Here is a 26,454-nt window from a genome sequence, read left to right as displayed (position 1 = left end):
CAATTCGTTGGCCCAGTTATTTAGGGCGTAATGTTGATTTGACATTAAAGCTGTTTAGCTTTGGCAAATTACTTCCTGCAAAAGTATGTTTGTAATTCAATTGAATTCTCCGCTACACAATTATATAGCATGAATAAGAACGGCCCGATTATCATTATAGAGGACGACCCCGACGATCAGTTTGTATTAGAAGAAGTTTTTAATGAGCTCGGTTACTCTAATCCGCGGATGTATTTTGCGGATGGGCAAACGGCATTACAATATTTGTATCAGGTCGACGAACGGCCCTTTATTATTATCTCGGACATTAACCTGCCCCAGCTTAACGGACTGGAACTGAGGAGAAAAGTCCAAACAGATGCCGAGCTGAGCCTTAAATGCATTCCTTACGTTTATTTTACAACGGCCATCAACCATCAGGTCGTTATCGATGCTTACAGCACATCAGCGCAGGGATTTTTTGTAAAACCAGGTGAATTTGAAGAGATTAAATCGACTATCAAAGTGATGATCGACTATTGGAAAAAGTGTGCTGCCCCGAATAATTTCTGAACCGCCTTTCACTCATTTTCTGAATAAATCTTCCCGAACACTTCCTTGCTGAGCGGCTTGGAATGATAACCCTGCACAAGCGGATGTTCTTCGGCACTCTTGATATCCTCCGGGTCGATGGAGGACGAAAGCAAATATATCGCAAGTTGTGAGCGCATTTGACTGGGAAATAAGGCCACCTCATCCAGAAATTCCCACCCGCTCATTGTGGGCATATTAATGTCAAGAAAGAGCACCGTTTCCCCAAAAAGTGTCGCCTGCCCGAATGCTTCTTTGAAGAACGTTAGCGCTTCTTCCGGATTGGTAAACAGCTGTATGCTGGCCGCGGGTGCAACACTTGCGATCACATATTTGCAGACCATATTGTTGATCGGATCATCATCGACCACAATAAATTGAGCAGGTAACTTCATATAACCGGGTTTTGATTCAGTTCAGACTGAAATTCAATCTTGAATTCAGTGCCTTCATTCACAGTACTATTCACATGAATCTTTCCACCGAGCATTTCCACCTGCGTTTTGACCATAAACAGCCCCAGGCCTTTGCCTTCTACATGCTGATGGAAGCGTTTATATAAACCAAAAATCTGAGAGCCTTTTCTTGTCAGATCAATTCCCATCCCATTATCGCGTATACTAATGTTCACCAGGCCGTCGTCGAGGCTGCTGCTAATGTAAATAACAGGCGACAGATCCGGGCGGCGATACTTTATGCTATTGATAATCAAATTGTAAAAGATGCTGTACAGGTAAGTTTTAAGCGTAAACAACTCATCTACGGCGCGGAAGTCTGTTTGAATGCTGACCTGCTCTCTATCAATGATGTTTTGAAGGCTCGACCGTATGTTATCGACCAGATGCTGCAAATTCACAGATTCTTTGTTTTCACTTACCTCCCGTTTGATACGCAAGATTGTATTCAAATCCGAAATGACATCATCCAGCCTTTTTACATTCAATAGTATGCCTTCCAGGAACTCGTCCTTCACCGGTTGCGGATAGGCATCCTGGCTAATCAGCTCGCCGAGGCCGATAATATTTGCTACGGGCGCCCGCAGGTTGTGCGATACGATGTACGCAAACTGGTCAAGCCCTTTGTTGGATTCGGAAAGCTCACTCGCATAGTTCCGTAAATTCTCATTAAGCTCCCGGAGCCTTGATTCAGACTCTTTCCGCTCGGTAATGTCCCGGAAATATGCCGATAGGCCATTCAGGGAAGGGTAAGCTGTAATCTCGAACCAGGTGTTGTCCATTGCATAATAAAACTCGAAATGCTGGATTGCATTGAGCTCCACCGCCTTATTATATTTTTCATAAATAGTTGTCTGGACGACGTGCGGAAAAACATCCCACAAGCTCCGACCCAGTATTTTTTCTTTCGGGAGATGCAACAGGATCTCGGCTTCTTTGTTCCAATAGTTGACGGTCCAGTTTTTATCCAATGCATAAAACCCGTCCCCAATGCTTTCAAGGATCACTTTTCTTTCTTCAAGTGCCTTAATTACTTTTTCATCGGCTTGTTTTTGCTCAGTAACATCATGTAAAACACCATATAATGTAGCTGGTTCTCCGAGGCTGTTCAGCTCGATCTGCGCGCGCACGTGCAAATGCCTGACCTGCCCGTCTTTTCTGATGATACGGTGATGATAGTCGGCGGGCTGCATGGAATCCAATACGCGCTGATTGCTTTTTATAACATATTCCAGGTCCTCGGGATACACAAATGACAGCCACGACGCTGTGGATTGAATGTTGTCCTGATCTTCCAGGCCGTAAATCCGGCATGCTTCATCCGACCATACACTGGTATTGGTTGCCAGGTCTGTTTCCCAGCTGCCCAAATGCGCTATCGCCTGGGCCTGCCGCAAGCGTCTTTCTTTGTGTTTGAGTTGTTCGTCAGCGATCAGTTTCAATCTTTCCTTTTCGAAGAAATCCAGGGAGTAAGAAATTTCCATGGCTGCTTCCTCCAATAAAGTAATTTCGGCCTCAGTGAATATATCCGTTTCGGAAGCGTAAAGGTTAAACGTCCCCACGATCTCGCCCGATCTTTTGATGGGCAAAACCAAACAAGACTGATATCCAGCCAAAGCTGCCAGCGCTTTCCAGGAATCGGAAAGAAATTTTTCCTGTGTGTTATTGGTAATATAATAAGGCTGTGATTCCAGAGACGAACGCAACATGGTCTGCTCGCCAGCTACATTTGCAAGGCCAGCCATAAATTCTTCCGGCACGGCATGCTGCTCAACAACATTGATTTTTTCAGTGTCATGGACAAACATCCCTACCCAGGCTCCCTGAAATTTCCCGGTTTCACACGCAATCCTGCAAACTTCTTTCAGGACCGTTTGCGCGTCCGGCGCATGTACAACCGTGTGGTTAACCTGGCTCAGGAAAGCGTACAGCCTGTTCAGATGAAGTATTTTATCTTCGCTGACCTTTTGTTTTGTAATATCCCTGAAATTATCAACAATCCCATTCACCGCCGGCTCGTCCAGGAGGTTGGTTACCGTTGCCTCTATCCAGCGCCATGTGCCATCCTTATGAAGCATTCGGCCGGTGTGCCCTGGTATTGCGGTTCCGGGATTGGCAAATACTTTCATCATGGTATCCGATAACCCGGAAAGGTCCTCGGGGTGCGCCTTGGAAAAAATGTCCATAGCCATAACTTCCTCGGCCGTATATCCCAGGACGTTTTTTACCGCATGCGATACATAAGTTGGCCGCGCTTCCCTATCGAGTATCACCACCGCATCGCTGCTGTTTTCAACAAGGGTGCGAAAACGCCTTTCACTATTGGTTAATTGTTGCAGCAACGCCTGTTGTTCCCGCTTAACCTGGTATTTTTCAAGGGCCTTATGCACTGCAAATGACAAACGGCCAGCCTGATTTTTGATCATATAGTCATCTACCCCGGTCAGCAACATTTCTTCCGCCATTGTATCGGAGACCGCATCGGAAATAACAATGAAGGGAATCGTAAGGTCAAGCGACCGCAGAATTTCAAGCGCCTCGGTGCATTTAATGCCTGGTAAATTGTATTCCGAAAGAATGATATCGGGAGCAGATTCCGTAACAGCAGCAATAAATTGTTCTCTCGTGCCAGCTATTGTGATGACTGGAAGCAGGTCTGCTTTCTGCAAGGCTTGTGTTACAATGTTCGCTTGATCGTGTGAATTTTCCAGGTAAACTATTTTCAGACTACTCTCCATTTTAAATCCATTAGGATGTGTGCAACACGCCGGGGCTTGATTTTGAATTTATTATTTCAATATGCAAATGTTAAACGAAGAGTGAAGCTAACAATGTCGAATTATTTTGTATTAAATATAGGAAGAAGTAGTGTCGTAAACACTTCTTCCTTTTTTCGGCAGGGATTGGAGTTGAAGAATTGGGGAATGCTAATGGCTTCCGCCCCTCAGAGCGCTACGTGGTAGTTAGGGTCGTCGACGATATTTACTTCGATTACATCCTGTGCGTTGGCCAATAACCTGCGACAATCAGGGCTCAGATGGGTCAGATGGACTTTTTTGCCTGCTTTCTGATACTTTTCAGTGATCTTATTAAGCGCTTCAATGCCAGACATATCTGCAACCCGGCTTTCAGAGAAATCAATAATTACTTTTTCCGGATCACTAGCAATGTCGAACTTCTCGGAAAATGCAGTTACCGATCCGAAAAACAGCGGGCCATAGATTTTATAATGTTTGACGCCGTTTTCATCGGTCATTTTTTGGGCGCGGATACGTTTGGCACTCTCCCAGGCAAATACCAATGCCGAAATAATGACGCCAATGAGGACAGCCAGGGCGAGATTATGCAGGTAAATCGTGATCGCCGCAACCAGTATCCCTACAAACACATCCTGCTTGGGCATTTTATTAATAATCCTGAAACTCACCCACTCGAAAGTCCCTATCGCAACCATGAACATGACACCCGTAAGGGCGGCCATGGGAACGAGTTCAATGACAGGCGCACCGAAAAGAATGATCATAAGAATGGTCAGTGAAGCGATAATACCTGATAATCTGGCCCTTGCGCCTGCCGAAAGATTGACCAGCGTTTGCGCGATCATGGGGCATCCACCCATTCCGGTGAAAAAACCATTTAAAATATTTGCACTCCCCTGTGCGATGCATTCTCTGTTTCCGTCACCCCGCGTCCCGGTTATTTCGTCCACCAGATTCAATGTGAGAAGTCCTTCGGTAAGCCCCACCGCACCCATGACCAGGGCATAGGGAAAAATAATCTGTAATGTCGAGAAATTGAGCCGGATGTCCGGAATGTGAAAGGGAGGAAACCCGCCGCTTACGGACGCAATGTCGCGCACTGTTTTGGTTTCAATTCCCAATCCCAGGACAACGAGGGATACGATAATGATCGCAACCAGTGAAGGCGGAACTGCCTTCGTAAGTTTTGGAAAAATGATAATAATGCCGATCGTAAGCGCCACCAAACCAGCCATAACCAGTAACGGCGCACCTGCTAACCAGGTAGTTTCACCATTTACAACCGTTTTGAACTGTTCCAGCTGCGACATAAAAATGACCACTGCCAAACCATTCACAAAGCCATACATGACCGGCTGCGGCACCAACCGCACAAACTTCCCGAACTTGAATATTCCGACCAGGATTTGAAAAACCCCGGCCAACGCCACCGCTGCAAACACATATTCCACCCCGTGCGATTGCATAAGCGCGATCAATACAATCACCGTGGCTCCCGCTCCGCCCGAAATCAAGCCCGGCCGGCCGCCGAAAATGGACGTGACCAGGCCCATAATGAATGCTGCATAAAGCCCGACCAAAGGTGAAAAACCAGCCAGAATAGCAAAAGAAAGCGATTCCGGCATCATCGTCATCGCGACGGTCAGTCCGGCTAAAATTTCATTTTTATAATTTACTTTCTGCTTGAAATCGAACAGATTAAAGAAGCTTTTCATTTATAGATTTATTATATCATTCTGTTTCAGGAGCTGAGCCAGCCCATCATTGCAGCCCGAACCACCTGACAACTTCCCGCGAACAGCGTTGCGTAGCAACAGCAAAAGTATAAGGAAGATCTTCATAAATGATGATGGAGCCCACTTTTAAACCACAGAAAAGCTGGCCCATTGCAACCCATAGGCGGCTATATTCAATACAATGCTAAGTAAAAGACGTTACGGCAGGCCTTTCGACTTACTTAAAGCCTTCAGAATATCCAATCTTCTAATGCTAAGCCAGCCGATGGACGGAAATGTTGATGAACAGGAGTTATGGAAAGCATTTCAGTCGGGCAGCGAGGATGCCTACACCCACCTTTACCGGCTGCATGTGAAGGCCCTGTATCGTTACGGGATGAGCCTGGTGCCGGTTTCAGAAGCTTTTGTGCTGGACTGCATTCATGATGTTTTCACCGAGATCTGGATAAAAAGGGAGCGGCTTTCTCTTCCTGAACACATTCGTCACTATCTGCTCAAAGCATTAAAAATCAGAATAATTCATCTATTAAAACGGCAGGAAAAATCACATTCGCCGATTACACAGGCAGATTTAGACGATCTGTGGTCCGAGCCTTCCACGGACGAAGTGTATGCCGAAAAAGAAGAAGCTGAAAACCGGCAGGAGCTGATGCGCAGGCTGGTCGCACTGCTGCCGCATCGCCAGCAGGAGGCGATCAGACTTCGTTACACCGAAAATATGGATTATCAGGAAATAGGAAACATCCTTTCTGTGAACCGGCAATCGGCGCAGAACCTCGTCCACCGTGCTGTCCAAAAACTTCGTGAGTGGCTGAAATAGCCATATTTTATTCTGCATTTGCAAATTTTTTACTTTTTTTCAATGGCAAGTGAGTATGATCATAGCTGTTTTGTTATATACTGATAAATAACAGGCAGTAATGTGATTAAAGACTACACAAATTTCAGCGTAATTGACCTGGCGATAGATGATGCCTTCCTGCGGCACTATTTGTTACCAAGCCCTGAATCCGATCTGTTTTGGTACAATTGGCTGCGCGATAATCCGGGACAAGCAACAGATTGGGAGGAAGCCCGTAAGCTGGTAGAAGCAGTCCTGCTTGGATTAAAGGACTACACACGCATTTATCTTTCGGAAGAAGCAGAAGAAGAGTTGCTTCAAAGAATCTGGGCGACCAATCGCTCCGCGCAGCCGGACCGGGAAAAGGTCGTTCCGATGGTAAGCTGGCAACATAGCCGCCTGTTGGCCGCATGCGTGGTGCTGGCTATTCTGGCCGCAGGTTACTGGTTTGTATGGCAGCATGATGCAGCAGGTTCCATGTATCAGAAGCAGGTTTCCCAATTACAGGATACGCGCATTGAAAAAGTTAACTCACTTTCTGAGCCGCAAATATTCTACCTGCCCGACAGCAGTTCCGTGCTCCTGTTTCCTGCCAGTAAGATGAGCTATTCAAGCGCCTACAACAATGAGAACCGCAATGTATACTTGTCGGGCAAAGCGGTTTTTGACGTTCGTAAAAATCCGGAGCGGCCGTTTTTGGTATATGCCAATGAAATTATAACCAAAGTACTCGGCACGCGCTTCGAAGTAAGTGCTTTTGAAAAAGACGCGGATGTAATCGTGAAAGTACAGAGCGGCCAAGTTTCTGTTTATCAGGAAAAAGAATACAGTAACAGCTCGCGACAGCATTCAGAAAAAGCGGGCGTGCTGCTCTTGCCCAACCAGCAGGTCGTGTTCAAACGGACTGGCGAACAGTTCAACAAAGCACTGGTTGAAAGTCCTGCATTACTCCCGGCTGCACCTGTCAGCGCATTTGTGTATGATGAAACCCCGGTGTTAAGGGTTTTGGAAGAAATTGAAATGGCTTACGGTGTTGATATTGTCTTTAGTGACGAATTACTCCAAAGCTGCGAGCTTACTGCAAATCTGAGCGAGGAGCCCCTGCGTGGCAAGCTGGACATTATTTGCCGGTCTATCGGCGCTACTTATGAGATTGTGGATGCGCAGATCATTATCACTTCCAAAGGCTGCAAAGAGATTTGAATACCTTATTCCTAAACCCTAATCCTAAATCACCGCCCTATGAAAGGAAACACATAAACTACCGCCGCAAAAATTAGCCAACGATGCTTGCTCCATCGTTGGCCGGAATTCCTTCGATAACAGCCTTGCCAGACTGACGGGGAATCCTTTGTCCGAACTTTTCAATCATTACGAACAAACAATCAAAAATATGGAACATGCCAGAAATTTACTATTCCTATGTATGAAAATCTCGTTGGTGCAAATACTGCTGCTATGCGCATTTTTTGGTGTTTCCTGGGCAAATGACCTGTCGGCGCAGGAGTTGCTCAACCAGCGGCTTTCGCTGGACCTGAAAGAGAAAAAGATGAAAATGGTGCTCAAAGAGATTGAAAAATCGGCTGATGTACACTTTTCGTATAGTCCCCAGGTTATCGAATCCGGCAGGATGGTCAGTATCACTGTAAAAGACGCTACGCTGGGCGAAGTGCTCAAACAACTGCTCACGCCTTTACAGATTTCCTACGATGTAACCGGCAAGCAGATTGTGCTCAGCTATGCTCCCCAAATGCTTAAACCTACGAAAGAAAATAATCCCGGCTCGTCCGCTCCGATCGATAAATCGATAAACGGCCGCGTGACCGATGATAAGGGTGATGCGCTGCCGGGCGTGAGCATTATGATCAAAGGACGCACGCAGGGAACCACCACGGACAACGACGGCTATTACAAACTGACCGTACCGGATGGCCCGGTTTCCCTCATTTTCAGCTTTGTTGGATACACCAGTCAGGAAGTGGCCGCAGACAAAAGCAGCATTGATATTCAACTTACAGCAGATATCAAATCGCTGACCGAAATGGTGGTGGTGGGTTATGGAGTACAAAAGAAAACATCCGTAACCGCGGCAGTTTCTACATTGAAAGGTGAAGAAGTAGGCGATATTCCGATCACGAATTTAAGCAACAGTCTGGGAGGGCGGCTGTCTGGTGTGATTGTAAAACAGGGTTCGGGAGAGCCCGGACGCGACGGATCCAGCATATTCATCCGCGGCATCTCTTCTACCGGGGCCAATCAGCCGCTTCTGATCGTTGATAATATCCCTAGAAACTTCCAGCATTTAGATCCCAATACGATCGAATCCTTCACGATTTTGAAAGATGCCGCTGCCGTGGCTCCCTACGGTGTTGCCGGTGCAAATGGGGTTGTGCTTGTGACTACTAAACGAGGAAAAAAAGGCACGCCAAGCCTTACATACAATGGTTATGTAGGTTTTCAAAACCCGACTGTCCTACCCGACTATGCAAGTGCGCACCAGTTTGGCTTACTAAAAAATGCAGCTGCCGAATCGGCCGGTCTGCCGAAACCTTATACAGATGAAGAGCTGCAAAAATTCATTGACGGATCGGATACCGACAAATATCCGAACCATGACGTACGTAAAGAGCTCATCGCCCGGAATGCAGTAATCACGACGCATAACATTGAGCTTTCGGGCGGAGCCGAACGTGTATCGTATTATGCCAGTGTGGGTTATCAGCATCAGGCTGGTATGTGGCACGCAACCAACAACAACCGGTACAATCTTGCATTAAACCTGGACGCGAACGTAACAAACTCTACCAAAATTTCCCTGAACCTTAATGGCCGGGTACAAAAATCGCTTTACCCATCCATTAATACCGCGCGGATTTTCGAGCTGCTGCATTATGCCCATCCGCAGAACGGGCCGCTGTTTTTCAGCAATGGAATGAACGGTTCCTATGTGACTGGCAGCATTCTGAACAGCGGATACCAGCGGGATAATACCACCAGCATTTACACGCAACTTTCCATAGAGCAGCAGATCCCATTTATTGAAGGACTGAGCTTGAAAGGCACCATTGCCTACGATCCTACGACTGAAATGAGTAAACTCTGGACGTTACCCGTGCATCTGGCGTCTATCAATACTTCTCAGAAACCCTATGTGATCACCGATGGTATTTTTGGTCAGACGAAACCGTCACTGAACATGAGCACGGCGAAAAATCACCAGCTCACCTATCAGGCCGGCCTGAACTACAACCGCTCTTTCGGAAAAAACAACATTGGGGTTTTGGGTTTATTTGAAGCAAAAGCAAACGAGTTCATGACCCTTGCTGCGACTCGCAGGAACTACAATCTCGCGATCGACGAGATCAATATGGGTAGTAGCAGTAATGCGGATATGACCACCAGCGGGACTTCCAGTTCAGCGAGGCAAGTGGGCGTGGTTTATCGTGTCACTTACGATTATGCAGATAAATATTTACTTGAAGCAAGCGGTCGCTACGATGGAAGCTACTTTTTTTCACCTGAACAAAGGTTCGGCTTTTTCCCGGCATTCTCAGCGGGTTGGAGGCTGTCGGAGGAGCCGTTTTTGAAAGGAAAAGTGCGCTGGCTGGACAACCTTAAAGTGAGGGCCTCTTATGGAGAAGTTGGCGCACTTGCCGGAAGCCCTTTCCAGTATCTCAGTACATACAATGTGGTTGGCCCGGCATATGTGATTGGCGGAGGCGCGGTACAAGCCGTTCGCGAGCGCAATCAGGCCAATCCGAATATTACCTGGGAAAGGGCCAGAAAAACCGACATTGGTCTGGAAGGGACATTGTGGCGGGGGCTTTTGAATTTTGAAGTGGATTATTTCTACGAAAAACGTTCTAATATGCTCGTCAACCCAGATGTGGTCCTTCCGCTGGAATACGGCATCGGGCTGAGCCAGGTCAACGACGGGATCATGGACAACCGTGGTTTCGACCTCTCGCTGGGATCCAATTACCGCGTTTCCAACGATCTGCAAATATCACTTTCAGGAAACCTGACTTATGCTAAGAACAAAGTATTACAGGTGTTTGAAACAGCTACTACTTTCAATAACCCCAATAGAAGGCTGACCGGCCGGCCGCTGGGCACACAGTTCGGTTTCCACTCCCTGGGCTTTTTTCAGGTGGAGGATTTTGATGACGCGGGCGCGCTCAAACCGGGAATTGCAGTTCAGCCCTGGGGCAAAGTGCAGCCGGGAGATATCCGGTACGAAGACCTCGACGGCGATGGGCGTATCAATGACAATGACATCACAACCATCGGCGATCCCGTTGCAAGTCCGCGCATTATTTACGGAATTTCTCCTGGTGTCAAATACAAAAACTTTAATCTGGACATGCTCTTTCAGGGCGCGGGCAAAACCAACTTTTATTACGATCTGGATGCAGGATGGGCCTTTTTTAACGGAATGGGTGCATTCGCAAACCACATGGATTACTGGACGCCCGAGAACCGCAATGCCAGCAATCCGCGGATCACAGCTGCTCCAACCACCAATAACACACAGCGGTCGAGTTTTTGGATGGGCAATGCAAAATATCTCCGGCTAAAAACGGTCACCTTTTCCTACAACATTCCGGCTGCGGTAACCAAAAAAATCAGGACCCAGAGTGCCCGGGTATATGTATCTGCGCAGAACCTGTTTACCTGGACGCCTCTGCGCAATTTTGATCCTGAAATAGGAAATAACCTGGGCCGTGGTTATCCGCAGCAAAAAGTGACTTCAATTGGTCTGAACATTACGTTTTAAAACCCGCTAAATCACCATATCATGATAAACATCGAGATTATACGTAATTATAGTGGCAAGTGTCTGTTAATCTGCCTTTTTCTGACACAACTGTCCTGCTCCAAATTCCTGGAAGTTGAATCCAGGGAACAGGTTTCTGACGCTACCCTTTGGCAAACGACAGGCAATGCCGACCTTTTTCTTAACAATGTTTACTCCGGTTTGCCCGGCCCGTTTAACACATATGATCCGGGTGAAAATTTCACCGATAATGCGATGAACGGCGTGAATGGAACGGCAAGCCGGACACTTTACGCAAATTCCGTTTATACCCCGAGTAACACCCCCAATGTCTGGAATTTGTATAACAGCATCCGGGCCGCCAACCTGTTCATTTCCAAAGCTACGGCATCGCCACTTGCCGATGACTGGAAGAAATTGAGGTTGGCAGAGGCAAGGTTTGTGCGGGCTTACTATTATATGCTTTTATGGACCAATCACGGCGGTGTTCCCATTATCACCGATGTACTGAACCAGAGCGAGCAGGACGATGAGATTTTCCGCGCACGAAATACAGCGGAGGAAACTTACCAGTTCATTGTCAGCGAATGTGCGGCTATTGCCAATGATCTGCCCCTAACTGCCGAAGCCGGCCGCGCTTCAAAAGGGGCAGCATTAACCTTGCAGGGTTTTTGCGAGCTATACCAGGCAAGTGCGCTTTATAATCCTTCAAACGACAAAGCAAAATGGTTGCAGGCCGCAAAAACCAATAAACAGGTGATTGACCTTGCTGCCTACACCCTGTTTCCGAACTATGAAACCATGTTATTGGAAGCCAATAACAACAACAGTGAAGTCATTTTTGCCAAACAATATCTTGGCGGCACTTCCCTGGGGGCGGGTAAAGAAGGACTGTACGGGCCCTGGATCGTGGGCGGGATCCAGTTTGCTTACGGCGGCGTGAATCCTACGCAGGAGTTGGTGGATGAGTACGCAATGGCAAATGGTCTGCCTATCTCCGATCCCGCTTCTGGTTATGATCCCCAAAAACCTTATGTCAATCGGGAAAAGCGCTTTTATCAGTCTGTTATCTATGATGGCGCATTGTGGCTGGACAAGGAAATGGTCATGAAACAGGGTGTCGGCAGTCGGAATGCGACAGATTTGAGTAATACAAATGAAGCAACGAACACCGGCTATTATCTCAAAAAAGGGCTTGATCCAAAATATGCAGTCAACGGAGATCACAAGCTAAGTAGCGCAAATTTTGTGATATTCCGCTTGGCGGAGGTGCTGCTGAGCTATGCAGAAGCACAGAATGAAGCAGTAGGGCCCGATGTATCTGTATATGAAGCCATTAACGCGGTTAGAAAACGAGCTGAGCTTCCAGCATTGAAAGCAGGACTTACCCAGGCGCAAATGCGCACGGCGATCCACCGGGAGCGACGGGTAGAACTGGCTTTTGAGGAGAAAAGATGGTACGACCTGATGCGTTTGAAACTGGCTGAGAAAAATCTGAATGGTACGGTTCATGCCATGGTGATCGAACAGACTGGAGGAAAGTGGGTATACAAAGTCGTGCCTGCGCCGGAAGGTGCGAGAGCATTTTTTGCCAATAAAAACTACGTATTCCCTATTCCGCAGAATGCTATTGACAGAAATTCAAAGCTGACCCAAAACCCTAATTACTAGGACAGGATAAGGTCAGTACTCATTCAAATAGATTGCTATAATGACTATTTCAAAATTGCTTGGCGCTTGCATACTGCCGTGTTTGCTGCTTGTGACAACCGCAGGCTTACGCACTAAACCTGTTGCCCGCGAAGTGCCGCCGGAAAAGGCGTTGGCCACATTTCAGTTGCCCGACAATTTTCAGATCGAGCTTGTGGCCAGCGAGCCGCTGCTATCCGATCCGGTGGCCATGGAAATTGATGAATATGGCCGTATGTATGTGGTTGAAATGCACGGGTATCCTTTGGATAAAAGCGGAACAGGAAAAGTGCGGATCCTGGAAGATGCGGACGGAGATGGTAAGATGGACAAAACGACCATTTTTGCAGAGGGACTGGTGCTTCCAACGGGTATTATGCGCTGGAAAAAGGGAATATTGGTCACGGATCCCCCTAATGTGCTTTACCTGGAAGACCGGGATGGCGATGGCAAGTCGGACATCCGCGACACTTTGCTGACAGGGTTCGCTATGTCGAACCCGCAGCATAACTTCAATAACCCGCTGCTGGGCATTGATAACTGGATTTACCTGGGACATGAACCAGCTGTTACCGCCAAGGTTTTTCAGGAAGAGTTTGGCGACCGGGGCGGCGAGATTCTTTACCCGAAAGAAAAAGGCGGTAAAACGTTGCCACAAAATGCATTGGGGCGCAGCGTCCGTTTTAATCCGGATAGAAAAGACATTGAGATCCTTTCCAGCTATACCCAGTTTGGCCATACCTTCGACAAATGGGGCCGTTACCTCCTGGTGAGCAATGCTAACCCCGGTTACCACGAAGTGATCGCTGCCCGCTATCTGAACCGCAATCCCGACCTGCTGGTATCGAACGTAACGCAAAGCATTTCTGATCATTCGTCGGAAGTGTTTCCCATCACCAAAAACCCATTACACCAGTTGCTGACCGACGTGGGCGTTTTTACCTCTGCCTGCGGCATTACCAGTTACCAGGGAGGACTTTTCCCCGCTCCTTTCGACAGCGTCACGCTGGTAGCCGAGCCGGTCAGTAACATTGTTCATGCAGATATCATCCGAGACAAAGGCGCCAGTTTCACGGCCAGCCGCCTATATAAGGATAAGGAATTTCTTGCCTCGACAGATCCCTGGTTCAGGCCTGTGAATATGTACATTGGTCCCGATGGTGCTTTGTATGTGGTGGATTATTACCGGCAGATCATTGAGCATCCTGAGTGGATGGCCGATGATGTGATCAAATCCGGCGCATTGTACAATGGTGTAGATAAAGGCAGGATTTATCGTATTACACCAAAAGGAACCGCAAAAGCTTCCTGGACCAAAAACCTGAAACTTGGCGACGCCCCGGACGATGAGCTGGTGCAGCAGCTTGCCAACCCTAATATCTGGTGGAGAAGAAACGCGCAGCGATTGCTGCTGGACAGAAACCCTGAGCATGCTTTACCCGCTTTGGAAAAAATGGCTTCTAACGCAGCATCCCCGGCAGGCAGATTGCATGCACTCTGGACATTGGAAGGATTAAACAAACTGGGCACCAAGACTATTATCCATGCATTACAGGACAAAGAAGCGGGAGTGAGAGAAAACGCGGTCAGGCTGGCAGAACTCCATTTGCAGCAATCTCCGGAGCTTTCGGAAAAGCTGCTGAATATGAAAAACGATGCTAATGCAAAAGTGCGGTTTCAGCTCCTCGCTACACTGGGCTTTGTAGATACACCGCAGGCTGCGGAGGTGCGCCAGGCTATTTTGTTCAGAGATTTGAATGATCCCTGGGTACAAATTGCTGCATTGTCAGCTCCTACGTCCGGAAAAGGTGTGCTAATGGATGCGGTATTGAAGAATTACAAACCAGCAATCCCGGCTTATGCTTCGCTTGTGGAGCGACTGAGCACCATGGCGGGCACCAGCGGTGATACAGCTGCGATTAAAAAGCTGGTCAGAAATGCATTGACAAATGACGCATACAAAGGCAAACCATTGCTGAAAGCCGACTGGCGTCCTGCTGTATTGCACGGTCTGGCGCAAAGTATGAAGAAACCGAAGGATCCCGGCGCACTGAAAGACACGAAAACGATGCTATTGCAGGCCGCGTTATCCAACCCGTCGGCGGCTTTACGCGAAGCAAGCTTACGCTTGTTAAAAACAACCGGTTTACCACAAAGCAACGAATCGGTGCTGGCTATGCAGCGGTCTGCCAAACTTGCAGCCGACCCCAATGCCGCGCCCGAAAGGCGAAATGATGCGATCCAGTTCTTGTCTCTGGACAACCCGGCAAAGTATGAACAGATCCTGAAAAAGCTGGTCGCACCCCATGAGCCCCGTGCCATTCAGCTGACCGCATTAAAAACCCTGAGCGCTATCCCTGATGAAACGGTAAGCCGTTTTTTGCTCGAAAACTGGCCATCACTCACCCCCGACCTCCGGGATGCGGCTATCAGTACTTTTATGGTTAATGACAAGCGTATCAAATTGCTGCTTGACGGTGTGGAATCAGGTAAAATCCATCAGGAAAGTATCGGATGGCCACGTAGTGTCGGGCTTATGGCGCAAGGTAACGAAGCGCTGAGAAACCGGTCGAGGGCGTTGCTGACGAAGAAAGATGACGCCCGGCAAGGCATTATTAAAAAATACAATGAAGCATTGAGCCTCACTGGTAACGCATCTTCCGGAAAGCTGGTCTATCAGAAAAATTGCTCTGTATGTCACCAGATCGGCGGTAGCGAAGGTGTGGCTTTCGGTCCGGACCTGGGTACGATCCGCAACCGGCGCCCCGAGTCCATTGTGGGCGATATCCTGGACCCCAATCTTTCGATTGCCGATGGTTACGATATCTGGATCATTGAATTAAAAGCGGGTGAATCCGTGCAGGGATTGATCGCTAACGAAACGCCTACTGCGATTACAGTAAGCAATTACGGCGGGCAGAAAACCGTGATTGCCCGGAAGGATATCAAATCACTCAAAGCACTGGGCATGTCGAGCATGCCCGCAGGACTGGAAGCTGAAATTGACCAGCAGGCGATGGCAGATTTGCTAGCCTATATTAAACAACCCAAATAAAAGACCCTTATGCGATACTTAACAATGCGTTTTTTACCCGTTTGCATTATTCTTGCCCATATTGTTTTTACAAATGCTGCTTTTGCTCAAAACTTCCGGGCCTCGGTGGTGAAAGTTGATATAACACCGGATAATTCGCAGCAACTATTGGGTTACCAGGCGCGTAAATCCACCGGTGTGCACGATAAGATCTATCACCGCATTGTGGCTATGGATGACGGCAAGACGCAGTTTTACATTATTTCTACCGATATATGTCTCATCTCGCCTTCCCAATACGACAAGCTGACGGCCAGGCTGCAAAAGCAGTTAGGCATTACGCCGATGCAGGTTTGGTGGGCAGCAACGCACACGCATTCGGCGCCGGAAGTAGGCCCGGCTGGCTTGCCTTCCGTATTTCTAGGAGATCGCTACAAGCATGAATTTGATGCGCAGTATACCGATCTGGTGGAACAAAAGATCGTTGATGGAATGGTAGAAGCGAAGAAAAACCTGGCTCCCGCAAAGCTTGGAACCGGCTGGGGATCATCGAATGCCAATATCAATCGCCGCGCCAGGAGCATCGAGGGGAAAACAAGCCTGGGTATGAACCCGGACGGCCCGGTTGACCGCCGCATCGGGTTGCTTCGCCTGGAGAAAACCGACGGCAGCCTGCTTGCACTGATCGCAAATTACGCTATGCATGGGACCGTCATGAGCGGAGAAAACCTGCTGATCAGCGGCGACGGCCCGGGAATTGTGTCGGAATATGTGGAACAAAAAACCGGCGCTCCATTGCTATATATTAATGGCGCAGCCGGAAACATCGCCCCGATTTACAGCGTTTACCCAAGCCCGGCAGCGGGACGTTTGAACCAGTTCAAAGCTATGCTGGGTGAAAAGATCATTGACGCCAGCAAAACCATTACTGCAACTTCCAATCAGGTGACGCTCAAAGCGGCTGGCACTATCGTAGAAATCCCACGAAAAGAAGGTCTGGGCTGGCCCGATGATCTGAGAAATTATACGCGGACTACCAAGGCAGGTGTAAATATGATCCGGTTGCCGGTCCGTTTTCTTAAAGTAAATGACGACGTGGCCATTTGGAGTGCACCGCTTGAACTGTTCTGCGAAATCTCGAATGAAGTACGCGATCGCTCGCCATTTCCGTATACTTTCTATTTTGGATATACTAATGGCTGGCTGGGTTATTTGCTGGCAGAGGAAGAATTACAATACGGCGGCTATGAACCCACTGTTTCTCCCTACGCGCCAGGTGCTGCAAAATCGCTGACCGAAGCGGTAGTCAATTACCTGCAGGGCGATATGCGCAGCGGACATTAACCATTCATTCAGAACCTTTAATATTAAAATATGAAGCATTTAATAATTCCAATCATAACACTATTCTGCTTTTATACAGAACCCGTATTAGCCCAAAATAAACCTTTTAAATGGCCGGAAGGAAAACGAATGGCGATCAGCCTGAGCTTCGACGATGCCCGGCTGAGCAATGTGGATGAAGGAACGGCGCTACTAAACGAATACGATGTGAAAGCAACCTTTTACCTGGTTCCAAATAATGCAAAACAACGGTTGGAAGGGTGGAAAAAGGCAGTTGCCAGCGGGCACGAAATAGGAAACCACTCGATTAACCATGCTTGCAGCGGTAATTTTGTCTGGGCAAGAAAAAATCCCCTGGAAGATTACACACTGGAAAAAATGCGTGAGGAACTCATTGAAACAAACCGACAGCTGAAAGATATGCTCGGCGTAACGCCCACCGTATACGCCTACCCCTGCGGCCAGACTTCGCTCGGACGTGGAAAAAATACGCAGAGCTTTGTTCCCTTGATCTCGGAATTGTTTGTATCCGGACGCACGTGGCTGGATGAAGCGCCCGTAGACCCCACCTATTGCGATATGGCGCAGCTTACGGGTATGGAAACGGATGGAAAGAGCTTTGAGCAGATCTTAACGATCATTAAAGACGCCGCCAAAAACGGCCAGTGGCTCGTGCTTGCGGGACATGAAACGGCTGCATCCGGTGCGCAAACCACGCGGCTTGATGTGCTCCGCCAACTTTGCGCTTATGCCAAAGATCCGGCAAACGGCATTTGGATCGCACCCGTAGGAGAAGTTGCCGCATATGTAAAGGCTGCCCGCGATACGATCAACATTCCCGAAATGGTGGGGCCACAAACCGATGGGAAAATTGTTTTGAATGCAAACACCGGGAAAGGATTAGGACCAAAAATCCAGTATATGCCTGAGTGGAAAGCGTTTGGATGGTTTACAGCGGCGGATCGGGTGGAATGGGATGTGGACATAACCAATGCCGGTAAATACGAAATTCAAATGGAATGGTCGGTGGATGACACGGAGGCCGGTAAGCCATTTGTGATAGAAGCCGGCAGCGCCAAATATGCAGGTAAGGTGGGAAAAACGGGGTCATGGGAAACCTTCAAAAAAGAAACGTTAGGACAACTGAAGCTAGCCGCCGGTAAACAAAAGCTGGTATTCAAACCAGGTTCCCAGTTTTCCAAAGGTGCATTGCTGGATCTCCGAGCCATCGAGCTCGTGCCGGTCAAATGATAATCAATTGGATTTAAAAGATCACAGACCTAATGCGGCAAATGATCCCTGAACCTGCATAAACCCAGGTGCCTGCATCAACAGCGCTGCCGATAATGCCGTACATATGAAATGTCTGAAGCCGGGACATTTCCTGGATACGGAACCAGCTGATCACTTCGGCTTTCACAAAGCACTCCGAAAAATAAGGCTACCACGAGGTATTTCAGGTTGTGATACCACTTAAATAAAAAAGCCACCTACAATCTAATTGTAAGTGGCTGAATGTGAATGTGGAGAATATCGGATTCGAACCGACGACCTCTTGCATGCCATGCAAGCGCTCTAGCCAACTGAGCTAATCCCCCATTTCAAGTATGAATTCCCCTCCGTTGAAGGGAGTGCAAAGATGAAACGGAGAAAGCTTATAAGCAAGCTTGCAGCAAACTTTATCTTTTGGCAGAAAGGTCAGTGCGAAGTGATAAATTACCTCCTACCGCCTCCGAATGCTTTTGACAATGCCCAAATTACGATTGCAATTACGGCAACCACGAGAATGACACCCGTCCAGACGCCACCTTTAAAAATGCCGCCAACAACTTCACAGCTTGTAAGTGTAACGGTTAATAGCAAAACGATGAGGAAGTTGATGTATGCTTTCATGTGACGGTAAATTTAGGTTGGTACTTTCCATCATTTATCTAAAGAATCATTCCAAACGGTCCTATCGCACTTATTTAAGCATAAAATCCATAGGGATCAGACTGTTCCGGTCGTTAAAGAGCAGTTTTTCAAATAGTTGGACAGTTGCAGCTGCATCACCGTGAGCACGGTGGCGATTTTCAATATTGATTTCCAGACTTTCGCACAGATTTCCCAAACTGTAAGATTTCAGTCCCGGAAATATTTTCCTGCTCAACTGAACGGTGCACAGTAAATCGCGCTGGAAATATTCATCCAATGCGCCAAACTCGCGTTTGATAAAACCATAATCGAACTTTGCATTGTGGGCAACAAACCAGGCATCCTTCGTCAATGCGCGAACAGAGTCTTGCACATCATAAAATGTAGGCGAATCTTTCACCATCTCGTTATCTATCCCGGTAAGGCGGGTGATAAATGGCGGGATATAAATCTCGGGATTGATCAGGGAATGGAATATATCGACTATCTGCTGGCCGTCGTGCCGGAAAACGGCAATTTCGGTAATGCGTGCTGCTCCTCCCCCACCTGTTGTTTCAATATCTACTATCGCGTACATTAACCTGCTACCTTCCCTTTTTGATTTGACTACAAAAAAACAAAAAAATCCCCGGCAAAGCGAGGATTTTTTCAATAACAAGGAGGCATTTACGCAATGCCGTGTGCAACATTTAATTGAGCTGGAAACTGATAGGCAATGTAAAGCGAACCTTTACGGGCACTCCGGCTTGCTTACCGGGAGCCCAATTTTTCATTAGCTTCACAACGCGTACTGCCTCTTCGTCACAGCCAAACCCAATTCCTTTGATTGCAGTTACATTTTCAACTTTTCCATCAGATGCAACGGTGAATTCAACAAATACCTTTCCCTGAATGCCAGCTTGTGCTGCGGGGGCCGGGTATCTCAGGTTTTTTTGGAGGAAAGCACCCATTTCCGCCAGTCCACCTTTATATTGAGGCGCTTGTTCAACGCTCCTGAATATTTCTTCTTTTCTTGTTTCTAATCCTGCTGTGGCCGGCTTGGATGAAGCAACTTCGGGCGCCGGAGGCATGATTAGCGTGATTTCCTCAGAGCCATCCAGCGTTTTTTCTGCTGGCTGCGCATTTTCCAGCTCTTGAATGGCTGGTGGCAGATTTTCAATCGTTACCTGTTCATCCGGCAAAACTACCGGCGGCAGCGAACGGACCGTTTTAGGCATTGGCGCTACTTCCTCTTTCACTGGTGGTTTAGGAAGCATTTCCGGCGTAATGTCAATCGGGTTCGCTTCTACGATATACGCAATGTCATCCGGCTTTGACTCCGGCACCAGACGTGCGTACAAGTTGGGAAACATGACCAGCAGCAGGAAAAGCGTCACGCCCATCAGCACGGAGCGCTGGATGGTTTGCCCGTAACTTTTTCTTAAATCATAAGCTCCGTAAAGTTTGTTGCGGCCTTCGAAAACGATGTCATTTAATGATTTTTTCATGGCTAACAGATTTTGGTGATCGACACTCAGGTTCAGGAGCGATTGCCGATCAGCCGTTTCCATCATATTATGATAGATCTGCTCAAACGGTCTCCCATCCCAAAGACGCTCTTCTGCTTCACAAGCCAAATGGTCGAGGATCTCCGGGAGGAGTTCCGGATCCAGTTTGCTTGATTGCAAATATTTATTAATCAAATCAATGCGACTTTCCTGAAGGCGTTTCATCGGATTATCTGTTTAGATATGAGCCATGTAACAAGGTTTTACTCAGTTGCCAAACTTTTCGGGGCCAATAATAATCTTACAGCATCTATAAAACGTTCAAGGTCATTGGTTTTATTACGGGCGGCCTCATTTCCAGGGGTTGTCAGTGAATAATATTTTCTCAAACGTCCATCCACCTCAACCGACTCCGTTACCAGCATTCCTTCTTGTTCCAATTTATGTAAAACAGGATATAATGCACCAAATGTCAATGCGATAGCGCCGCCTGTTCTTTCTTTTACCTCCTGGGTTATCTCATATCCGTACATCCGGTCATGCTCAGCCAATAGGTTCAAAACTATGGTTTTCAATGTACCGCGTACGTACTCGTTACTCGTTGCGTTATTCTCCATGAGTGATTTTGTTTCTGAACAAATATATATAAGTTTTTTATATATACAATACAAAATTATCAGATTTATTTTGCTCTGCAAATGATTGTCTCAAATTTTAACTCTCGGCCAGCGGAATGGAGCGGTTAATGCGCTCTTCGAGGGAAATGAAGGTTTCGGTTCGCTGGATGCCGTTTACCTTCTGGATCTTGTCGTGGAGGATTTCACGCAAATGTCCCGTATCACGGCATACGATCTTTAAGAATATACTATAAATACCTGTCGTATAATGAATGTTCACAACTTCCGGAATGCCTTCGAGCTCGGTCGCCACTTGTTCGTAGAGCGAGCTCTTATCCAGGTAAATTCCTAAAAATGCACTGATGTCCCAACCCAGTTTGGCAGGGTCGATGACGAGCTGTGAGCCCTTTACAATACCCATCTGTTCGAGCTTTTTCATGCGAACGTGTACGGTACCGCCCGATACAAATACCCTTTTTCCAATTTCTGTATAGGGCAGTGCCGCATTTTCAATAAGCAGAGAAAGTATGCGCAAATCCGTGCTGTCTATATCTGAATATTTCTGCATTTAACATTCAATGTTTGAATTTTTCATAATAATCCTATCCAAATTATGAAACAATTGTAAATTTTAACAATTTTAAATGAAAATATTTTATATTTTAGTCTAGAAGTTTTAGTTTTGCAGAACCAAAGTATGAGGCATGTTTAATAAATGCCTCTTGCAATGAGAAATGTCACATTGTAGGGTGATGAAATTGGCAGCCATGCCCTCCTGTCTCGGGGGTGGTGAATAAGGGATAAACGCGGCATAATGCCGACGCAAGTCGACTGGGGTGGACCACCAACAGTATTTGTACCGTAGCTAACCGCACCGTGGGTGGTTCGAATCCCCCTCCTACAGCAAAAAAAACTTGACAAGCGAATTTTTTCGTATTAGTTTTATTTGGTTTTTAGTTTGTTGATGAAGTGTAATTTGACACGCGGGTTCATTTTGAAACCTGCGTGTTTTTTTTACACCTATTTCTCATCAAGCACCTTACCAATCAGCATTTGGCTCTCATGATTTTCATTCGAATGCATTTTCCCTAACTTGTCATTCAGGTCCTTCAAAACCTTTTTCGAATCTTCTGTCCCGATGGCAGCCACGCGCTGGATGGTATACGGCAGAATTTTAGGCAGTTTCGCTTTCTCGGCCATTTGCAGTGCCCTTTTCATATCCATTGCCGCTAGCGGTTCAGCAGCATACCAGACCATGAGCGGCAGATTATGGTCATCTGTATCCTCTTCTTTCTGCATCAATGCATCCACCACATCCCAACGCTGAGCGGGATCAAGCCGGAGCATTCCTGACGCCAGATAAAGCCTTACCATGGCAGATTGGTCATTCTGGGCCATTTCTGTGAATTTCTTTAATGCTTCCGGCGAGACTTGTTTGTCTTCCGTAAGCAACTGCACAGACCAGCTTCTGATGTATTCGTTTTCATTGCCCAGCAACTCCATGAGATCTTTGTCTTCCAGACCTTTGGTCACATGCAGCGTCCACAATGCACGCAGCTTGCGGGTTACGTCCGGGTTCTTGGCTAACATGTCCTTTAATGCTTTGTGCACTTTCTTATTGGGACCTCGTTCCTGCAAAAGTGTGCGCGCCTGTCTTACGTAGTAATCGTTATCATTAAGCTGATAATTAACCAATTCCATATCCGATGCCTTTGTCAGGTCCACTTTCACCCATTTGTCATTTTCATGCGTGATCTTGAAAATTCTACCCATCGTTTTGTCATGCACGTCCGGGTTAGGACTGTGACATTGGTTTTTGTCGTACCAGTCTATCGCCCAAACCGAGCCACTTGCATCATATTTGAAATTCAGCCATTGCGACCAGGAATCGTTCATTGCCAGAAAATCCGGCCGGTGCTGCGCTACATAACCTGACCCTTTTTTCTCAAAATGGTCAATATTCATGCGGGCGCCGTTAATGTTGTTCATGAAGATCTCATTGCGATATTCCTTTGGCCAGCTGTTTCCAAGATAAATCATCGCCCCGGCATGCGCGTGCCCGCCGCCAGCAGCAGCCGAACGGAAGTTGCCCGCATGCGGACCGCGTTCGCCTAACCAGTGGACGTGGTCGCCGATGGTCTTGATATCGTCGTAAGTATATGGATTAAAGTGCTTGCCCGCCTGACGCTGGTAACGCGCGCCTTGAATGACGTGATACATATGCGGGATTACGCACACCGTAATAAACGGATGCCCGTAATCATTGAAATCAATGCCCCATGGATTGCTAGAACCTTCTGCAAAAACCTCGAATTTCTGCAATGTGGGATGGTAACGCCATACGCCGCCATTGATTTCTGCCCTGTCTGCCGCTGGTGTTCCCGGCTTGCCAACCACAGAATTCGTAAAAACGCCGTGCGTTCCGTATAGCCAGCCGTCAGGTCCCCAGCGGAAGCTGTTCAAAACTTCATGCGTATCGTCCAGGCCCCATCCGTCCAGCAAAATTTGCTCGGGGCCAGCCGGTTTGTCCGTTTTAGGGTCAATTGGAATAAAGAGCATATTGGGAGCCGAACCCAGCCAAACGCCACCCATGCCCACTTCTATCCCACTAATTAAATTGAGGTTTTCTGCAAAAACTTTTTTACTATCCAATGTGCCATCACCATTCGTGTCTTCCAGGATTAAAATGCGGTCCCTACCCTGCCCTTCCGGCGCACGAACGGGATAAGTATGCCCTTCCACCACCCATAACCGGCCTTTTGCATCAATTGTAAAAGCAATAGGCTTCACCACTTCCGGCTCAGATGCTGCCAATGTGACTTTGAAACCTTTCGGCGGCGTCATGGCGGCAGCCGCTTTTTCGCCCGAAAGTCCTGCATTCAGGACCGGATCCAGCGGCGGGAGGATAATGATATCTTTTTGTTTGAGCTCATTGGGAAATTCGGGGCGGCTTGGGTAGAATAGGAATTCATCAAAATTGATATGCGCCCATTTATCGTCTGCGATGTAAGGAATTTGCGATATACCCGTCTCATTATCAATAATTCGGATGAAGATTTCTTTGTCTAAGTATTTTTGTAAATCAACAACTGCAGGCTGTAAAGTGGCGCGCCCTTGCCCGGTGATGTGATAAATAATGCTGTCCGTCCCGGCCAGGATCAGCTCCACGCGTGTATCCGCCAATGCGCCGCCCGAAACTTTAAATGCCGCGAAAGGTTGTGTCACTTTAAATGGCGCTGAGGTTAAGGTTCCCGTCGCTTTGTAATTTTTATTGCCGCCGCTGCTCAGGAAATATTTGCCGTCAAAACCGATTTTCATGTCTTTTTCATGCACCGGCGAGGGGTCCTCGCTGAGTAACGGATTGGCAAAAGCATCGCCCTTTGCTGTCCAGTCTTTCAATGTGCCCGTTTCAAAATTCAGGTTCAGCGGCTGGCCATCCTTCATAGGGAACTGCCCGGCAACTGTCATCTCGTTCACATTCCCTTCCACTACTTCGAAACTTCCTACCATGCCCGCCGCGCGGTGTCCCGGCACGGAACAGAAATAAGTATCACTTTCCTTCGCCACGAAGTTGATGCTCGTACTAGAACCCTTTTCCAGGATCACTTTGCTTTTAAGCCCCAGCTTTTCCAGCGATATGTCATGCGTCATCAGCTCGCCGTTGGTGATTTTTATGCGGACCTTATCCCCTTTATTGGCCTTTAATGTCGGATTGCGCGCACCATCCGGAGCGAAGTAGCCCAGCATGGTCGCCTCTAATGCATATTCCCGATCAAATTTCCCGGTATCCGACTTGGTCTCAGTTGCTTTGGCTAGGGAAGTTTTCGGCTTTTGCGCCATGAGCGGTGTTTGCAATGCCGTCAAGCCAACAATAAATGACAGCAACAATGATTTTGGAAGTGTGGACATAGGAATTAATATATTGGGCTAAAAATAATCCATTTAAAATCAAAAAAAGCAATAGATACGGCCCAGTGCAGTTGAGTTTACACCACACTAAACTTTTCAATAATCCGGGACGCGAATAGAGGAGTTTTTAAAAAAGGACGCGACGGCAAGGTTATACTTATTGGCAAAAGCCGTCAATAGAGGAGCATTAAAATGTCAGGACTTGCTGTTTTCTTCCAATCGCCAGGCGACAATTTTAGCGATGAGTTCTAGCGGCATCGGTTTATCGATCGGAAAATGCACCGAACCTTTCGTGCCTTTATAGCCTTCAAGATCCGCTTTCAATGATTCCGCCAATGCCGCAGAAACAGGATACAACGCAATATGCTTTTTCCAAGCCGCGAAATAAATCAGATAAGTCCCATTCAGATTAAATGTTGGCATATCGTAAGCAATCGTCTCCTCCGCCTCCGGAGCAGCCTCCCGCACCACTCCCCGAATCTGCCGCAAAGCCTCCTGCACTCCCGAAGGGAAGTTAGCAATGTATTCATCGATGTTTTTTGGTTTAGAGGACTGCATATCAGGCATTAGTTAGGGAACGTAAGTGCTTTGGGTTTAAAAACTTGTTACAATTTAATGGATAATTCCAAATGCCCACCCAAACCTAATTCAACAATTCTTTGTAGCGTTGATATCCTGACTTCTTTAATGTTATTTTCGATTTTAGAAATATAAGACCTCGTCGTTCCGACCTTAGTTGCCAATTCCTCCTGCGTCAGCCCCTTCTGCAATCGCGCCTCGTGAAGCATGGCTCCAATCTTAAAATGCTCATATCCGGCTTCCAGTGCATCTCTTTCTGCGCTTCCAACCAAGCCATAATGCTGATCCTTAAAATGATCTAATGTTGTTACTTTTTTCGTTTTCATAATCTGATTTAATTCTGAGTGCTAATGCTATTTCTTTCTTTGGCGTCTTCTGGGTCTTCTTCTGAAAACCATTGGCAAGCACAACCAGTTTTCCCTCGTCAAAAAAGCAAAAGATGCGAAAGATATCGCTCCCATGCTGCACCCGGATTTCATAAAGTCCTTCCGTATCTTCAATGTGCTTCAGATATGTTTCTGGAATTCGCGGAAGCTCTTGCAGCAGGCTTAAAGTCCAGATAATCTTTTCTCTGACTTTCTCACGCTGCCGGGAGAAGAACGCCTGAAAATAGTCCTCATAAAATATAATAGTGCGATGTCTGTGTGGTTTCTTCATCGAATATACAAAAAGTTGCCCCAAAGTGCACATTATTATTCGCGGGGGCAACTTTTTCGTGATACTGAGTGGCCAATTTATTTTGC

General features: G+C 47.2%; 20 protein-coding genes, 1 tRNA gene and 1 pseudogene. 8 read left to right on the top strand and 14 right to left on the bottom strand.

The window, feature by feature from the left end; all coding sequences use genetic code 11:
• The first annotated feature begins 129 nt into the window (after nt 1-129).
• Entirely contained in the window at nt 130-552 is a 423-nt protein-coding gene (locus tag LZG74_RS06955) for a response regulator (RefSeq protein ID WP_233795844.1), read from the top strand.
• A gap of 8 nt (nt 553-560) precedes the next feature.
• Here LZG74_RS06955 and LZG74_RS06950 read toward each other — a convergent pair whose 3' ends face one another.
• The 3 genes from LZG74_RS06950 to LZG74_RS06940 all read right to left on the bottom strand — a co-directional run bounded on the left by LZG74_RS06950 (nt 561) and on the right by LZG74_RS06940 (nt 5,499).
• Entirely contained in the window at nt 561-965 is a 405-nt protein-coding gene (locus LZG74_RS06950) for a response regulator (protein WP_233795843.1), read from the bottom strand.
• Nucleotides 962-3,763 (bottom strand): PAS domain S-box protein, encoded by a 2,802-nt coding sequence (locus LZG74_RS06945; RefSeq protein WP_233795842.1) that lies wholly within the window; start codon nt 3,761-3,763, stop codon nt 962-964. Before LZG74_RS06945 ends, LZG74_RS06950 begins: the two co-directional genes overlap by 4 nt.
• 206 nt (nt 3,764-3,969) lie before the next feature.
• Nucleotides 3,970-5,499 (bottom strand): SulP family inorganic anion transporter, encoded by a 1,530-nt coding sequence (locus LZG74_RS06940; RefSeq protein WP_233795841.1) that lies wholly within the window; start codon nt 5,497-5,499, stop codon nt 3,970-3,972.
• Nucleotides 5,500-5,701: 202 nt separating this feature from the next.
• Here LZG74_RS06940 and LZG74_RS06935 point away from each other — a divergent pair, with 202 nt between their 5' ends.
• The 7 genes from LZG74_RS06935 to LZG74_RS06905 all read left to right on the top strand — a co-directional run bounded on the left by LZG74_RS06935 (nt 5,702) and on the right by LZG74_RS06905 (nt 18,456).
• Complete coding sequence (locus LZG74_RS06935) at nt 5,702-6,340, top strand: RNA polymerase sigma factor (RefSeq protein WP_233795840.1); 639 nt, start codon at nt 5,702-5,704, stop codon at nt 6,338-6,340.
• Between the two features lie 102 nt (nt 6,341-6,442).
• Nucleotides 6,443-7,564, top strand: a complete 1,122-nt coding sequence (locus LZG74_RS26385; RefSeq protein ID WP_233795839.1) for a FecR family protein — start codon at nt 6,443-6,445, stop codon at nt 7,562-7,564.
• Nucleotides 7,565-7,787: 223 nt separating this feature from the next.
• On the top strand, nt 7,788-11,138 hold the full coding sequence (locus LZG74_RS06925; protein WP_233795838.1) for a TonB-dependent receptor: 3,351 nt from the start codon (nt 7,788-7,790) through the stop codon (nt 11,136-11,138).
• A 21-nt stretch (nt 11,139-11,159) separates the two neighbouring features.
• Nucleotides 11,160-12,809, top strand: a complete 1,650-nt coding sequence (locus tag LZG74_RS06920; RefSeq protein WP_233795837.1) for a RagB/SusD family nutrient uptake outer membrane protein — start codon at nt 11,160-11,162, stop codon at nt 12,807-12,809.
• A gap of 40 nt (nt 12,810-12,849) precedes the next feature.
• Nucleotides 12,850-15,882, top strand: coding sequence for a PVC-type heme-binding CxxCH protein (locus tag LZG74_RS06915; RefSeq protein WP_233795836.1), 3,033 nt, complete (start codon nt 12,850-12,852; stop codon nt 15,880-15,882).
• A gap of 9 nt (nt 15,883-15,891) precedes the next feature.
• Nucleotides 15,892-17,205, top strand: coding sequence for a neutral/alkaline non-lysosomal ceramidase N-terminal domain-containing protein (locus LZG74_RS06910; protein ID WP_233795835.1), 1,314 nt, complete (start codon nt 15,892-15,894; stop codon nt 17,203-17,205).
• Nucleotides 17,206-17,235: 30 nt separating this feature from the next.
• Complete coding sequence (locus tag LZG74_RS06905; protein ID WP_233795834.1) at nt 17,236-18,456, top strand: polysaccharide deacetylase family protein; 1,221 nt, start codon at nt 17,236-17,238, stop codon at nt 18,454-18,456.
• Nucleotides 18,457-18,526: 70 nt separating this feature from the next.
• On the opposite strand, the pseudogene LZG74_RS06900 reads toward LZG74_RS06905, so the two are convergent.
• The 11 genes and pseudogenes from LZG74_RS06900 to LZG74_RS06850 all read right to left on the bottom strand — a co-directional run.
• Nucleotides 18,527-18,695, bottom strand: a pseudogene (locus tag LZG74_RS06900) (transporter); the annotation flags it as partial.
• A 34-nt stretch (nt 18,696-18,729) separates the two neighbouring features.
• A tRNA-Ala gene (locus tag LZG74_RS06895) sits at nt 18,730-18,803 on the bottom strand.
• Nucleotides 18,804-18,921: 118 nt separating this feature from the next.
• Complete coding sequence (locus tag LZG74_RS06890; RefSeq protein WP_169720042.1) at nt 18,922-19,098, bottom strand: hypothetical protein; 177 nt, start codon at nt 19,096-19,098, stop codon at nt 18,922-18,924.
• A 70-nt stretch (nt 19,099-19,168) separates the two neighbouring features.
• Nucleotides 19,169-19,696 (bottom strand): PolC-type DNA polymerase III, encoded by a 528-nt coding sequence (locus LZG74_RS06885; RefSeq protein ID WP_233795833.1) that lies wholly within the window; start codon nt 19,694-19,696, stop codon nt 19,169-19,171.
• A gap of 112 nt (nt 19,697-19,808) precedes the next feature.
• Nucleotides 19,809-20,831 (bottom strand): energy transducer TonB, encoded by a 1,023-nt coding sequence (locus LZG74_RS06880; protein ID WP_233795832.1) that lies wholly within the window; start codon nt 20,829-20,831, stop codon nt 19,809-19,811.
• Nucleotides 20,832-20,869: 38 nt separating this feature from the next.
• Entirely contained in the window at nt 20,870-21,223 is a 354-nt protein-coding gene (locus LZG74_RS06875) for a PadR family transcriptional regulator (RefSeq protein WP_233795831.1), read from the bottom strand.
• 97 nt (nt 21,224-21,320) lie between these two features.
• Complete coding sequence (locus tag LZG74_RS06870) at nt 21,321-21,791, bottom strand: Lrp/AsnC ligand binding domain-containing protein (protein WP_026630987.1); 471 nt, start codon at nt 21,789-21,791, stop codon at nt 21,321-21,323.
• Nucleotides 21,792-22,243: 452 nt separating this feature from the next.
• Nucleotides 22,244-25,063, bottom strand: coding sequence for a PVC-type heme-binding CxxCH protein (locus LZG74_RS06865; protein WP_233796336.1), 2,820 nt, complete (start codon nt 25,061-25,063; stop codon nt 22,244-22,246).
• 264 nt (nt 25,064-25,327) lie between these two features.
• Nucleotides 25,328-25,690: an iron chaperone gene (locus LZG74_RS06860; protein WP_233795830.1), complete on the bottom strand. Its 363-nt coding sequence runs from the start codon at nt 25,688-25,690 to the stop codon at nt 25,328-25,330.
• Between the two features lie 47 nt (nt 25,691-25,737).
• Nucleotides 25,738-26,037 (bottom strand): helix-turn-helix domain-containing protein, encoded by a 300-nt coding sequence (locus LZG74_RS06855; RefSeq protein ID WP_233795829.1) that lies wholly within the window; start codon nt 26,035-26,037, stop codon nt 25,738-25,740.
• Nucleotides 26,000-26,368, bottom strand: coding sequence for a type II toxin-antitoxin system RelE/ParE family toxin (locus LZG74_RS06850; protein ID WP_233795828.1), 369 nt, complete (start codon nt 26,366-26,368; stop codon nt 26,000-26,002). The genes LZG74_RS06855 and LZG74_RS06850 overlap by 38 nt, the downstream gene beginning before the upstream one ends.
• Nucleotides 26,369-26,454: the final 86 nt, after the last annotated feature.

Origin of the sequence: Dyadobacter sp. CY327, from assembly GCF_021390415.1 — a bacterium.
Lineage (GTDB): Bacteria > Bacteroidota > Bacteroidia > Cytophagales > Spirosomataceae > Dyadobacter > Dyadobacter chenhuakuii.
This window is presented reverse-complemented; position numbering and strand designations above follow the sequence as displayed.

Excerpts from the sequence above, each read along its gene's own strand:
- LZG74_RS06915 (WP_233795836.1), top strand. The coding sequence starts at position 12,850 with ATGACTATTTCAAAATTGCTTGGCGCTTGCATACTGCCGTGTTTGCTG.
- LZG74_RS06850 (WP_233795828.1), bottom strand. The coding sequence starts at position 26,368 with ATGAAGAAACCACACAGACATCGCACTATTATATTTTATGAGGACTAT.
- LZG74_RS06880 (WP_233795832.1), bottom strand. The coding sequence starts at position 20,831 with ATGAAACGCCTTCAGGAAAGTCGCATTGATTTGATTAATAAATATTTG.
- LZG74_RS06870 (WP_026630987.1), bottom strand. The coding sequence starts at position 21,791 with ATGCAGAAATATTCAGATATAGACAGCACGGATTTGCGCATACTTTCT.
- LZG74_RS06885 (WP_233795833.1), bottom strand. The coding sequence starts at position 19,696 with ATGTACGCGATAGTAGATATTGAAACAACAGGTGGGGGAGGAGCAGCA.
- LZG74_RS06940 (WP_233795841.1), bottom strand. The coding sequence starts at position 5,499 with ATGAAAAGCTTCTTTAATCTGTTCGATTTCAAGCAGAAAGTAAATTAT.
- LZG74_RS06860 (WP_233795830.1), bottom strand. The coding sequence starts at position 25,690 with ATGCAGTCCTCTAAACCAAAAAACATCGATGAATACATTGCTAACTTC.
- LZG74_RS06925 (WP_233795838.1), top strand. The coding sequence starts at position 7,788 with ATGAAAATCTCGTTGGTGCAAATACTGCTGCTATGCGCATTTTTTGGT.
- LZG74_RS06875 (WP_233795831.1), bottom strand. The coding sequence starts at position 21,223 with ATGGAGAATAACGCAACGAGTAACGAGTACGTACGCGGTACATTGAAA.
- LZG74_RS06855 (WP_233795829.1), bottom strand. The coding sequence starts at position 26,037 with ATGAAAACGAAAAAAGTAACAACATTAGATCATTTTAAGGATCAGCAT.
- LZG74_RS06910 (WP_233795835.1), top strand. The coding sequence starts at position 15,892 with ATGCGATACTTAACAATGCGTTTTTTACCCGTTTGCATTATTCTTGCC.
- LZG74_RS06935 (WP_233795840.1), top strand. The coding sequence starts at position 5,702 with ATGCTAAGTAAAAGACGTTACGGCAGGCCTTTCGACTTACTTAAAGCC.
- LZG74_RS06945 (WP_233795842.1), bottom strand. The coding sequence starts at position 3,763 with ATGGAGAGTAGTCTGAAAATAGTTTACCTGGAAAATTCACACGATCAA.
- LZG74_RS06890 (WP_169720042.1), bottom strand. The coding sequence starts at position 19,098 with ATGAAAGCATACATCAACTTCCTCATCGTTTTGCTATTAACCGTTACA.
- LZG74_RS06955 (WP_233795844.1), top strand. The coding sequence starts at position 130 with ATGAATAAGAACGGCCCGATTATCATTATAGAGGACGACCCCGACGAT.
- LZG74_RS06950 (WP_233795843.1), bottom strand. The coding sequence starts at position 965 with ATGAAGTTACCTGCTCAATTTATTGTGGTCGATGATGATCCGATCAAC.
- LZG74_RS06920 (WP_233795837.1), top strand. The coding sequence starts at position 11,160 with ATGATAAACATCGAGATTATACGTAATTATAGTGGCAAGTGTCTGTTA.
- LZG74_RS06865 (WP_233796336.1), bottom strand. The coding sequence starts at position 25,063 with ATGGCGCAAAAGCCGAAAACTTCCCTAGCCAAAGCAACTGAGACCAAG.
- LZG74_RS06905 (WP_233795834.1), top strand. The coding sequence starts at position 17,236 with ATGAAGCATTTAATAATTCCAATCATAACACTATTCTGCTTTTATACA.